Raw genomic sequence first — 12,354 nt, 5'->3', positions numbered from 1 at the left:
GAACAAATGATGAACAGACTTCGCATGTATTGGAAAATTATGATCCTTTCATTTGGGGTCGTGCTTTTTGCTCTTTTGATCGGCGGTCTTTTTTTGCTGGGTATCGCTACCCGGATCAAGGAAGAAGAACTCAAACAGCGGCTTACGATTACGGCTCAGACGGTTGCCAACCTGCCGGACGTCGTGGAACGAATTGATGACCCGAATGCTTCTGCCGTGATTGCGCCTATGGCGGACAAAATTCGGATATTAAACAATACGGCTTATATTGTCGTGCTCGATATGAACCGCAAACGGTTGTCTCATCCGCTTTCGGAGCGAATCGGCGGAACGTTTGAGGCTCGGGACGATGATGCCGCATTTGCTGAACATACGTATGTCTCCAAAGTTCGCAGCGAAGCGGGGATTGGCTTGCGTTCCTTTGTGCCGATTATGAATGCTTCCTCGGAGCAGGTGGGCGTCGTTGTAGCGGGCGGCTTGCTGCCAAGCGTGACGGAAATCATCCGGCAGGAAAAACAATCCATCATCATGACTTCGCTGCTGTCGATGATGTTTGGTGTGATTGGCTCTGCCCTGCTGGCCCGTCATATTAAGCTCCAGATGTTCAACCTGGAGCCGCAGGAGATTGCGAGAATGTTTCGCGAGCGAAGTGCGGCCTTTCAGGCAATGCACGAGGGTGTCATTGCCATTGACCGCAACTGCATGATTACCATTTTCAACGAACGAGCCAAGCAAATCTTCCACGTACACCGTGATGTAGTGGGCTTGCCGATCCGTGAGGTCATTCCGGATACCCGTTTGCCGGAAGTGCTGGATTCGGGAGTCGCGATTCTGAGCCAGGAGCTAAAAATTGGCGGGACCATTATTTGGAGCAACCGGATTCCCATTCGCGAACAGGGAGTTACGATGGGGGCGATCTCCATATTTCAGGATAAAACCGAAGTAACGAGAATGGCCGAGGAGCTCACAGGTGTCAAAGAGTTTGTTCATGCGCTTCGTGCACAAAATCATGAGCATATGAACAAAATGCATACTGTTGCTGGTTTGCTCCAGCTAGGACAGCAGAACGAGGCTTTGAGCTATCTGTTTGAGGTGACCGAGCAACAGGAGGAGATTACACGCTTCCTGCAACGGCATTTCGATGACGACGGAGTTGCAGGTTTGCTGTTGGGTAAAATTAGCCGTGGCAAAGAGCTTGGCATTGATATTAGGATTGATCCTGACAGCAGAATGAATCAATTTCCCCGGCTAATTGACCGACATGATTTTGTTCTGTTACTCGGAAATCTGATTGAGAACGCCTTTGATGCACTGGAGGATACAGAGGTCGGCTCCAAGGAGGTTTATGTCAGCATCCGGCAGGATGACGAATATATGTCCATATTGGTCGAGGATAATGGCTGTGGCATGTCGGAGACCACGAAGAAACGAATGCTCGAACGCGGATTTACGACCAAGGACGGAGAGAGCCGCGGCATGGGGCTGCATTTACTGAGCGGGATTGTCACCAAGGGGAATGGCCGCCTGACATGCGAACCTTCACTTGGCTTGGGAACTTCCATAGAGATTCTATTTCCGTTGAAGGAGAGAGGGAGCGACGATGAGTAAACCTATCAAATCACTTTTTCGTGTGCTGCTGGTCGAGGATGATCCAATGGTACAAGAGGTGAATCGGCAGTTTATCGAACAGGTTGACGGATTTCAGGTCGTAGGTCTGGCTTCCAATGGGCTGCGGGGGCTGGAGTTGATCGAGGAGCTAAAGCCTGATCTGGTTTTTCTTGACGTGTTTATGCCGTCGCTGGGCGGGATAACAACCCTGCAGCGCATCCGTTCCATGGTATTGCCTGTAGATGTAGTTGTCGTGACGGCTGCGAAGGATACGGAGACGATCCGCGAAATGATGCGAAACGGAGCGTTCGATTATATCATGAAGCCGTTCAAGGTAGAGCGTATCCACCATACATTGGAGCGCTACCGGGTACAGCAGGCTGGATTATGGGCGAAAGAAGTAGGAACCCAGGAAGAGCTGGACCTCATTATGCAAAATAGAGAAGCTGCCAAGGAAGAGGTAGTCCCTGCTCCAGTATACGAAGAATGGGCGATGTCTTACGATGAGCTGCCAAAAGGCTTGAATGCAGCGACTCTGAAGCAGGTGCTTGCGGTCATGGAGCAGCATGGCGGCAAACTGTCTGCTGAAGAAACGGCGGAGGGAGTGGGGATTGCCCGTGTAACGGCAAGAAGATACCTGGATTATCTGGAGAAAAAAGGGATCGTGCGCCTTGTTGTGCATTACGGCGGGGTCGGTCGTCCCGTTAATCGGTATGAGCTGCTGCGTGACCAAAATGACCATAAGTAACAATATGGACAAAAGCTTCCCAACGCTTTTATGAAAGCGGTAACATGTGAAAGCAGGGAACAGCATGATTATATGAATAACCATACACGTGTCTGCCTTAGGGCGGCACTGTACTATGAATAGAATAGGAGTAGATGCCCGTGGCCTTTAATAGTCTGATTCTTCGATTGGAGCTTGTCCATTCCAAAGTAAACTTTGGTGATGTCGCATCAACCATCAGCCATGCCGGGGGAGATATTACTTCTATTGATGTTATTCGTCCCGGACAGGATTCATCCGTTCGTGACATCACAGTCCACGTCGCTGAAGTAGCAGAGGCATCGCTAATCGAATCACTCAAGTTGTTAGCAGGTGTTCAACTGATTAACGTTTCTGACCGCACGTTTCTCGCGCACCTGGGAGGGAAAATATCCATCCGGCCCAATTTGCCGATTAAAAATCGGGATGATCTATCGCGGGTATATACGCCGGGAGTGGCCCGGGTCTGTACGGCCATTCATGAAAATCCGAAAAAAGCGTACTCCCTGACCATCAAACGAAATACCGTCGCGGTTGTTACCGATGGCACCGCCGTGCTTGGGCTCGGCGATATCGGTCCGCATGCGGCTGCACCCGTGATGGAGGGCAAAGCGATGCTGTTCAAGCAGCTGGCAGGAGTAGATGCATTCCCCATTTGTCTGGACACAAAGGATACAGAGGAAATCATTCGTACGATTAAGGCGATCAGCCCGATTTTCGGGGGCATTAATTTAGAGGACATCAGCTCTCCACGCTGTTTTGAGATTGAAACCCGGCTGGCGGAAGAACTGGATATTCCTGTCTTCCACGATGATCAGCATGGGACGGCGGTGGTTGTGATTGCCGGGCTGCTGAATGCGCTGAAAGTAGTTGGCAAGCGGATCGAAAATGTTCGGGTTGTTGTGAACGGAATCGGGGCCGCAGGTGTGTCGATATGCAAAATGCTGCTCGCCGCAGGGGTAAGCCGCCTTGTTCCGGTAGACCGGGATGGAGCCATTGTGCGAGGTGGAACCTATCAATATCCAATGTGGCAGTGGCTGGCAGATCAGCCTCAGGTAGAGTCACAGTCAGGCACATTAAAGGATGTCATTGCGGATGCGGATGTGTTCATCGGCGTATCCCGGGGTAATCTGCTCGATGCCTCAGATGTACAACGTATGGCTGCAGACAGCATTGTTTTTGCCATGGCCAATCCGCAGCCGGAAATTGCTCCCGAGGAAGCCATTCCGCATGTCCGTGTATTTGCAACAGGGCGTAGCGACTATCCCAACCAAATCAACAATGTGCTGGTGTTTCCGGGGATATTCAGAGGAGCGCTCGATTGCCGGGCACGCCACATCAACGAGCCGATGAAGTTAGCCGCCGCCCGTGCCATTGCTTCCGTCGTAAGTGAACGGGAATTGAACGAGCAGTATATTATCCCGAGCATATTCAACGAACAGGTCGTTACCGAGGTGAGGAAGTCTGTGATTGAAGCGGCTATTCTGACCGGAACGGCCCGGCGTATTCCACCGGATTTTAGATAGCCAAAGGATTTTAGATCGTCCGGTGGAGCAAAATAGAATAACACGACCAGGTCTGTTAAACTGTGAAAATAGAACGGCTGCAGATACGCTGCCGTGTTAGCCTTATCTATTTTGCGGAGGTGCGGGGATGAACGGAAGTCTGTTTGAGCTGCGTTTGCGGAACGGGGATTATATTCCCCGTTTCTTTGCTTACTATTACAAGCAGTGGCGCGACTATACGATGCCGTACCACGATCATCGTTCCACGGAGATCATGTACATGATTTCCGGCCTGTGCCGGGTGGATGTACAAACGGGAGGAAAGGCGGAAAGCATTACGCTGCGTAAAGGCGAGTTTATTATGCTGGACGCAGGCGTACCGCACCGACTGGTGGTGGAGGGAGAACAATCGTGCCGGATGCTGAACGTAGAGTTTGGTTTTATGGAGGGGATGAGTGTAGGACCGTCAATCCGGCAAATGGCAGCGGAGGAGCAGGAGATCACAGCCTTTATGTCGCGTCCATTCCCGTATCTGGTATTGTCGGACCCGGAAGAGGTATATTTTACGCTGAAAAGTCTCGTGCTGGAGCTGGATCAACGAAAAGAACATCCGGGTGCAATGGCAGAACTGCTTTTTATGCAGCTGCTGGTGCGAATTGCGCGTTTGCGGGAAGAGGCAGCGCACAGCAACACGCAGCAAACGGATATGTACGTCAAACGCTGCCTTGAATTTCTCCATCTGAACTATGATCGGGATATTGTGGTCCAGGATATGGCGGCAGCCGTGAATCTGCATCCGGGGTATTTGCACCGTATTTTCAAAAAACATACCGGACAAACACTTACCGCTTATTTGACCATGCTGCGAATGGACAAGGCCCGAATGCTGCTTCAGCAAACGGACATTCCCATTCAGGAAATTGCCGATTATGTGGGTGTGGGCAGCAGGCAGTATTTTCATATGTTGTTCAAAAAGCACACAGGCAAGACACCAGTTGAATACCGTTCTGCTGTGGAACGCCATGTATGGAACTATGCGGAGGAGGAAGGGGACTGAATATATAGGAAGTTTTATGATTTATTCATATTCGTGAGGAGCTTACCTGGTAGCAAAGGTAGGCTTTTTTGTTTTCGAAAATAGGCATTTTGATTCAGGTTCTAAAGAATCATTTTTAGGAGTTTAAAATTTATATGATTATATTAAATTAAAGAGGTTCATAGGGAAATCAGCTTTATTTTTATGAAAATGAAGACGTGTTTTCACAAGTATGGAGGCTTGCTCTGGGTAAAAAGAATCTGAATGATAGTAAATCTTTCATTTTTATGCATGATAATAGGTCTAATATCTTGTTTGTTTTATAAAAGTTATAAATTGACAATAACAAAGACACTCCGTATGATACCTATAATGTAAGGTATAAATTGGAATTCAAATGGTTCTTTGGATTCAATTATATTATAGAGTTCCACGAAATGAATATTGAGATTGGACATATAAAGGAGTTTTATCGACGATGGAACATATGGATGAGCAAATTGCAGACATGATTAATGCTGCACGGAAGGAACAACAGGGTGCATCAGGTCTTCCAAAATCGGATTTACACAATTACATAGAGTCTGAGAGCAGCTTGGAACTTCATCCACTTATGATGCTGGACGGAGAACGAATCGCTTTTGCAGAACGTCCTTTGCTGAACGACAAAATTTCGATATGGCTGCCCCGGACATTCACCGAGATGGGCGAGCGGGAGATTGAACTTAAATATCCTTCGAGTTATCGCCCACCGCTCATTTTGACCGATCCAACGGGGGAGATCAATTTTTCTTTTAACCTGACAGCAAGCGAACTGACGGATGAGGAGCTAGAGGCGTTCACCAGCGAGATGATCTACATTTTGCACCACACACAAAAGTTGACGGAATGGTATGCAGACGGTGTGTGCAAGGTGTATGGACGACGGGTCGGATACTGTGAATTTATGACTCCGGCTTTGAATACGCGTCTGTATAATTTGACCTTTTTTACAGCTCTGGAAGGGCAGGCTCTTATATGCTCATTTAACTGTACGGAGGAACGTATGGATACATGGCGTCCGGTCGCTCAACGTATGATGACCACACTAAAAATCCTGCCCAGTGAGGCCGAAGGAGGAGAAGCATGGAGCAGATAAGCACCACCTATTCTAATCTCAAAATCACGCCTTATCAGCTTGTTAATGTACAGGAGCTTTATCTGGTCAAGCGTCTGAATGACCATACCCGGCTTCGTTTTACCGCTGTCGTGCCTGAGGAACTAAAGGACACGTATGTGGATATGACCCAATTTGACTCACCTGTCGGAATCTCACAGCTGGCAGAGGATGGCACGGAGGTTCCCTTGTTTAGCGGAACAGTGCTGGCGATTGAAGTGAAGGCGGTACGAGATGTGTACTACCTGGAGGTAGAGGCTGTGTCGCATACCTACAGGCTGGATGTACGGCCCCAAAGCCGTTCTTTTCAGGACAAAAATATGAAGGTGGATGAACTGCTGCGTCGTATTTCGCTTCTTTATCCTAGCTTGGACATCATGGATTCGGCCACCGGGGGAGCGTCGATCGGGCGGATGTGGGTGCAGTACCGCGAGACTGATTGGGCTTTTCTCAAGCGACTGGCTTCCTATTACCATACCTCCCTTATGCCCGCGGCCATATTTGATACCCCAAAGTTCTATTTTGGCATTGAGGAAAGCGGAACAGCCGTTCAACTGGACAATTATCATTACACGGTAAGCAAAAGAATCTCGGCATATCGCTACTTTGCAGGCAATGATACAGCTTCGGTGGATGAGCAGGATTTTCTCGATTATACCGTTGAAACAGAGCAGGTGCTGGAACTGGGCAATGAAATCCAATTCCGTGGCAAAACGCTATATGTATACGAGGCACAAACTCGTATGACCCAGGGAGTCTTGCTGCACACATATACCTTGACGACGCATAAGGGGTTGCGACAGAAAACGTATTATAACGAGCAACTGACGGGTCTGTCTCTGGAGGGGAAAGTGATCGCTGTCGAACGCGATCGGGTTAAAGCACATCTGGATATTGATCCGGAGCAGGACAAAAATACAGCCCACTGGTTTCCTTATGCAACAGGGTATAGTGCAGAGGGGCATAGTGGCTGGTATGTGATGCCTGAGCTGGGGGATAAAGTACGTATTTATTTCCCGAACCAACATGATGACGAGGGTATCGCCAGTAGCTCGGCCCGGCAGGATCGAGGGGATGGTGGTCACAATCATTTGAAGCAGCCGGACGTAAAAATATTCCGGACGCCACATGGTAAGGAAATCCGTTTGACACCGGACGAGGTGGTAATCACCGGCAAGGATGGTGCTGTTTTCATCAAGCTGAATCAAGGCGACGGTATACATATGGTGAGCAACAAAGATATTCATTTTTCGGCAGGCGGCAACATCCATATGGAAGCGGGGCAAAAGGTGACTATTTCCGCCGGTCAGGAAATCAACCTGTCCAGCCGCAGCAGCCATATTACACTCGGTGGTGACACATCGGTCGTTGGCAGCGAAGTCAAAACGAATTGACGGAGGAAGCAGACCATGGCAAAAGAAAAAGCATCCATGACCATTCAGGCCGGATCAGGTGCAAAAAAAGGATATGTGGTTGCAGGGGCTATTTTGAAATGCAATTGCGGTACACAACCCACCCGGCTCAAGCGTCCGCTTAGCCACGGTGTTTATATCAAGGACAAGGCCCAGATGAATGTGGGGGATCACGAACCGGGAGTTCATATATCCGGGTTTGGTAATTGTTTTAGCCCAGCGAATCCGGCGGTGCAAAATAGCCAGATGGTGGACATTTTCGGTGTGAAGAAGGCGCCTTGTGTTCCAGTTATTCTTCGACCCTGGATTGGGGGCAAGCAGGATGTGCTCGTCGAGGGACAGCCCGCCTTGCTGGAGCATTGTACCAATGCCTGCCTGTATTGCGGAGCAATCACGATTGAAAATGACGGGCAGAATCTGGACTGATAGTGGGGGTTTCTCATCAAATGGACAAGGTGCAGGAAACATCCGGTTACCGTCATGTGGAATTACTGAGTAAAGTTCCGCTGCAAACCATGACGGACATTCGCATCGAGCGCAGATTGGGCGACCATGTGCGTTTGGTAGTGAGTGGCATCGTGCCGGAGGAAAAGCAGGAACGGTTTATGGAGTTGGAGAGTGAAGCCGAACCGGTGGAAGTCATCGAAAAGGACAAGGATGGCCAGCGGCTGCGTACGTTGTTCCATGGACAAATGACGCGTATCACGCTAAAGCAGGTACACGGTATTCATTACGTACAGATAGAGGCCATATCGCATACGATTCAACTCGATGTGAGGCCTGTGACCCGGTCTTTTCAAGATCATACCATGACGTATGGGCAACTGCTGAAGCAGGTGCTTGCTGGTTATACAGGAGCAGATGTGATCGATACAGTCAGCGGGGATACCCGACTGGGCGCTTTGACATTGCAGTACAGAGAAACAGACTGGGCATTTTTGAAAAGGATGGCTTCCAGATTTGGAGCTGTGCTTGTGCCTGAGGCTGCCGCAGATGGCCCCAAGTTCTGGTTCGGTATTCCCGAGGGACGACCCGCAACACTGGATGAGGCCCCGTATCACTCAAGAAAAAGTTTTGTCGGCGCAGATGGAGCTTTTTCTGACGGGGACGGTTTGTCATATGGAGCATCGTCGGTGTACGAAGCCGAAGCAATCCTCGGCGGCCCTCTTCCAGGATCGGGGCATGTGGACGACGGAATAAAATATTTTTGGAGTGATTCAAGCAGCAGTGAGTGGCTATCTGCTGTCAGCGTAGATGGCTTCATGGGTAGAGCATTGCCTGGGGGAGCAGACCTGTGGCATAGACAGCCGGGGATTCAAACAGGTATGCGCCATAACGAAGCCAACACCTCCTATGGTACGTCCTATACTGTGGAAAGTGCACGATATTTCCGCCCCGGAGATGTACTCTCTTTTCAAGACAAGGAACTGCTCGTTGCGGATATCGTGTCCCGGATGGACCGGGGGTTGTTTTTACATACCTATACACTGGTTTCTGAAGATGAAATTCGGCAAAAGCCGATCTGGAACCATTCAGTGAGAGGGGCCTCTCTAGAGGGCCGGGTACTGGAAGTTGAGCGGGATCAGGTACGTGTACATCTCACCATAGATGCTGTACAGGAACGGGAAAAGGCATGCTGGTTCCCCTATGCAACAGGCTATAGTGCAGAGGGCCATAGCGGCTGGTATGTGATGCCCGAAAAAGGAGACATGGTGCAGGTACAGTTCCCGACCCTGCAGGAGTCGGATGGTTTTGCAGCCAGGTCTGTGAGGCGCAGTGGCAAGCCTGTACCCGAGCTGAGCAATCCGGACATTAAATACTGGGGCACTCCTCATGACAAGCTGGTTAAGCTAAGCGCGCAAGAGTTGCTGGTATCGGCTAAAATGAATAGCGTATATATTTCACTTGATACGAAGGGAATACAGGTACACAGTGACCATGCGCTGTCAATTGCAGCCAAACGGGGGCTAACGATCCACGCGGAGGACACACTGAATATTGCGGCAGGCGAGGCCATTTATTTGCAAGCAGGCAGCAGCAGTATGGTGATAGACGGAGAGACGGATATTCGTTCGTCGCAAGTGAAGCTGGATGGGATAATCAAGCGTCCGGTTTTCGTCGCTGATCTGGAACCCGTGCCAGAACCGCCGCTAATGTCGATCAAGGCGTATCAGGCCGCCCATGCGCCGAAGAGTACTGGCGGATCTGGAGCGGGCTCAACTAACGGGGGAAGCTCAGGTGGTGGCCAGGCGGGGAAGGCAGGTGCTTCCTCCGCCACACCTGCATCGCCCAAGGCAAATTTGCTGGGCGGGATACTGAACGTAGCTCAGAAGGCGCTGAGTATCATCGGTACGGTTCCCGTATTGGGAACGCCTGCCCGGATAGTGAGCAGCAAGCTCACCTCCATTCGCCGCGACGTTGCCAAGGGAGGGCCAGCCCGTGCCTTGAAGTACGCGGCAGCAGGGTTATCCATGCTGGCTGGCGTGCCATCAGGAGGCTGGGCTGTGCTGGGCGGAAGGAATCTGGCGCGGGAAGCCGCAGCCTTTAACCGCCGGGTAGCTGCTTATAAAAAGAACGGCGTCGGACAACGCTACGCCGCTGCTTACAGAGGCAAAGTATGGACGGCAGCCCGCAACGTCGCCAGCTCCAGATCATTAGGGGAGCTAGTGAAAAGTCTAGCCCATAATATGGACAAGCTGAACACGGAGTATCACAAAATTCCGCTTGAAGTAAGAGCGGGCTGGAAGCCCAAGAATATAGAACAGCCTCCAAGGCAGCCTTGGGGAAAGATGAGTGTGCAGGAAAGGATAGAGCCTACTGAGGAAGATAAAAAGAAGTGGGGGATTCGTGGAACGTATGTTTATATAACAGTTAATGAAGACTACAGACCTGATATACCGGAAGGAAGTTATTGGGCAGCAGATCGAGTGGTGCGCACAGCAAATGGCGATCCTGATATTAAATATTATGAGGATTGGAAAAAAAGTTATCCTGGCGACTTTTTGATTTTATCGAATAAAGAAGGTATATCTCAAGAAGAGCAAAAGTGGATGTCATTATCTAACATGACGGAAGGTCCTTTTGTATTTGATGGACGAGGAGGAGGACGTGGCCCAAGTGCAGAAGAATTTAAACAGTTTTTCTCACAGGCGAGCAAGAAACAAATAACCGAGGAAATAATTTCCGATAGTGTCCCATTGAAACAGCAATCGAAAAATATACTCGAACAAGAAGTTAATATTGGGACTAAGGGGACGGGAAAAATTAAAGGGATGCCTCCTATTGTTCAGTCAAGAGTAAACTTAAGAAATGGAAGTGCAGAAGAGGGGGCAGGTTTTAATCATGTTTTAGATAGGCATTTTAATCCTTCAAAGAATGCTTCCCAATTCTCAATTACGCCTGACAAACTAAAGGGTATTCTTCAAGGTAAAGAAGTTGTGAACACTCCAGTGTCAAGAGTTTTGTACTCAGACATAAAGTTAGTAGATGGGACAGTTGAAAAACAGGCTAGATATGTAAGGGAAGTTACATTAAACTCAAACATAGGTATTGACAAGTTTAGTAATTCTCCTACAAATATTATGACAGTATTAACAGATAAGCATGGGAATCTAGTTACTGCTACTCCGGGGGTGATTAAATGAAATTGATAGGAAGCAAACAAGAACAGGATTTCAGAAAGGAATTAGAAGGTTCAAATATAATTTCGGCTCAAGATGGTAAAGCAAAAGCAATATTGGATGTGTTAAGAACTACTTTTGGAGAAGTAAAAACTGCATACATTTTGAATTGGACACCCGAACAAGGCGAAGATATATTCACTATTCTAGTTGACCTTGATAAAATTGCTAAAGTTGAAATTAGCAGAGTTAATCTTTCGGAAGTTCCTATAATTGAAACTTTTAATCTAAAGGATTTCCAAAAACGGTTGAGCAAAATATTCCAAATTAAATTAGCCGTGGCGATTGATTTGGCGAAAAAAGAACACCAAAATGGTTAATTACTGTATAAAACCTTGATTGGCTCTATGCCTTTCAAGGTTTCTTTTTGGAGAGGGGGGACGAGTGAATCAATCATACAACCAGTAACAATCTAACCCATGTAGTAACTGTGTAAAGATTTCTTCATTTTTGATGTACGCACAACAAAGTTTGAATTTTATACTCTAAAGAACAGATTACATAATTTTATCAGCAAGCTAAAGAATTAAGAAGGCAAGAAATGCGAGAAGGAGACAAGGGATTAGCAGAGGAAAAAGAACGGTTACGCAGTTACTATGAAAGGTTATATGAATATGGTTCAAATAAAGATTTTGAAACCTGGTTTGCTCGATTAACACAAACAAGTAAAGTCGAAAGTAACTCAGAGACAAATGCACAAAGAGCCTATATGGAAATGGTTCTGATGAAAAAAGATCCTACACCTAAACTGATAAACACGGAGCTTAAAGGAAAAAACGAAGTAGATTTTATGCTAGAAGTTGCAGCTAATAATAAAACAGACAGGAGTAAAAAAGATTGGGCTAAAAATGCCTTAAGTCCTTTATATGAAAATCTTTATAAGGGAAAACAAAAGCAAACATTTGAACAGTGGTACAATCAGCTTACAAGTAGCGATAAAATAGAATCAGACAGGGCATTGAATGAGTTCCGTGAAAAGATCGCAATGGAAAAAGCGATTATGTAAGCGGGGTTTGAACTAATTACTTCGGTTGTATCTGTTGCAACATTACGACAGGGGAATCGTCCAAGTCTGGGTATTGTACCAGGTGGCATGTCTAGTAGGACAGGCTCTGTTAATAAAAGTCCTAAATTACCGAATACAAGTAAGCTTCCTGAGGGGACGGGTGATGGTGTTGGCTCGGTATCTAA

10 protein-coding genes are annotated in these 12,354 nt (G+C 48.0%); all 10 read left to right on the top strand.

All coding sequences use genetic code 11. From position 1 onward, the window contains the following. The first annotated feature begins 9 nt into the window (after window positions 1-9). Window positions 10-1,608, top strand: coding sequence for an ATP-binding protein (locus B4V02_RS19985; protein ID WP_094156111.1), 1,599 nt, complete (start codon window positions 10-12; stop codon window positions 1,606-1,608). Beyond that, complete coding sequence (locus tag B4V02_RS19980) at window positions 1,601-2,356, top strand: response regulator (protein WP_094156110.1); 756 nt, start codon at window positions 1,601-1,603, stop codon at window positions 2,354-2,356. Before B4V02_RS19985 ends, B4V02_RS19980 begins: the two co-directional genes overlap by 8 nt. 140 nt (window positions 2,357-2,496) lie before the next feature. Further along, complete coding sequence (locus B4V02_RS19975) at window positions 2,497-3,900, top strand: NAD-dependent malic enzyme (RefSeq protein ID WP_094156109.1); 1,404 nt, start codon at window positions 2,497-2,499, stop codon at window positions 3,898-3,900. Window positions 3,901-4,027: 127 nt separating this feature from the next. After that, window positions 4,028-4,936 carry an AraC family transcriptional regulator gene (locus B4V02_RS19970; RefSeq protein WP_094156108.1) on the top strand — a complete coding sequence of 303 codons (909 nt, stop codon included), beginning with the start codon at window positions 4,028-4,030 and terminating at the stop codon, window positions 4,934-4,936. 457 nt (window positions 4,937-5,393) lie between these two features. Beyond that, window positions 5,394-6,053, top strand: coding sequence for a hypothetical protein (locus B4V02_RS19965; RefSeq protein WP_094156107.1), 660 nt, complete (start codon window positions 5,394-5,396; stop codon window positions 6,051-6,053). Continuing rightward, complete coding sequence (locus tag B4V02_RS19960; protein ID WP_094156106.1) at window positions 6,041-7,465, top strand: hypothetical protein; 1,425 nt, start codon at window positions 6,041-6,043, stop codon at window positions 7,463-7,465. The genes B4V02_RS19965 and B4V02_RS19960 overlap by 13 nt, the downstream gene beginning before the upstream one ends. Window positions 7,466-7,480: 15 nt before the next feature. Next, entirely contained in the window at window positions 7,481-7,909 is a 429-nt protein-coding gene (locus B4V02_RS19955; RefSeq protein WP_007429064.1) for a DUF4280 domain-containing protein, read from the top strand. Between the two features lie 20 nt (window positions 7,910-7,929). After that, on the top strand, window positions 7,930-11,127 hold the full coding sequence (locus tag B4V02_RS19950; protein WP_094156105.1) for a phage baseplate assembly protein V: 3,198 nt from the start codon (window positions 7,930-7,932) through the stop codon (window positions 11,125-11,127). Next, entirely contained in the window at window positions 11,124-11,483 is a 360-nt protein-coding gene (locus B4V02_RS19945; RefSeq protein ID WP_094156104.1) for a hypothetical protein, read from the top strand. The genes B4V02_RS19950 and B4V02_RS19945 overlap by 4 nt, the downstream gene beginning before the upstream one ends. A 221-nt stretch (window positions 11,484-11,704) precedes the next feature. Continuing rightward, window positions 11,705-12,169, top strand: coding sequence for a hypothetical protein (locus B4V02_RS19940; RefSeq protein ID WP_094156103.1), 465 nt, complete (start codon window positions 11,705-11,707; stop codon window positions 12,167-12,169). Window positions 12,170-12,354: the final 185 nt, after the last annotated feature.

The sequence above is a fragment of the Paenibacillus kribbensis genome (assembly GCF_002240415.1).
GTDB classification, from domain to species: Bacteria; Bacillota; Bacilli; order Paenibacillales; family Paenibacillaceae; genus Paenibacillus; species Paenibacillus kribbensis.
The sequence above is the reverse complement of the archived record's forward strand: the minus strand, read 5'-3'. Positions and strand labels throughout refer to the sequence as shown.

Coding starts and splice junctions, on each gene's coding strand:
- B4V02_RS19985 (WP_094156111.1), top strand. CDS start 10: ATGAACAGACTTCGCATGTATTGGAAAATTATGATCCTTTCATTTGGG.
- B4V02_RS19980 (WP_094156110.1), top strand. CDS start 1,601: ATGAGTAAACCTATCAAATCACTTTTTCGTGTGCTGCTGGTCGAGGAT.
- B4V02_RS19970 (WP_094156108.1), top strand. CDS start 4,028: ATGAACGGAAGTCTGTTTGAGCTGCGTTTGCGGAACGGGGATTATATT.
- B4V02_RS19965 (WP_094156107.1), top strand. CDS start 5,394: ATGGAACATATGGATGAGCAAATTGCAGACATGATTAATGCTGCACGG.
- B4V02_RS19960 (WP_094156106.1), top strand. CDS start 6,041: ATGGAGCAGATAAGCACCACCTATTCTAATCTCAAAATCACGCCTTAT.
- B4V02_RS19955 (WP_007429064.1), top strand. CDS start 7,481: ATGGCAAAAGAAAAAGCATCCATGACCATTCAGGCCGGATCAGGTGCA.
- B4V02_RS19950 (WP_094156105.1), top strand. CDS start 7,930: ATGGACAAGGTGCAGGAAACATCCGGTTACCGTCATGTGGAATTACTG.
- B4V02_RS19945 (WP_094156104.1), top strand. CDS start 11,124: ATGAAATTGATAGGAAGCAAACAAGAACAGGATTTCAGAAAGGAATTA.
- B4V02_RS19940 (WP_094156103.1), top strand. CDS start 11,705: ATGCGAGAAGGAGACAAGGGATTAGCAGAGGAAAAAGAACGGTTACGC.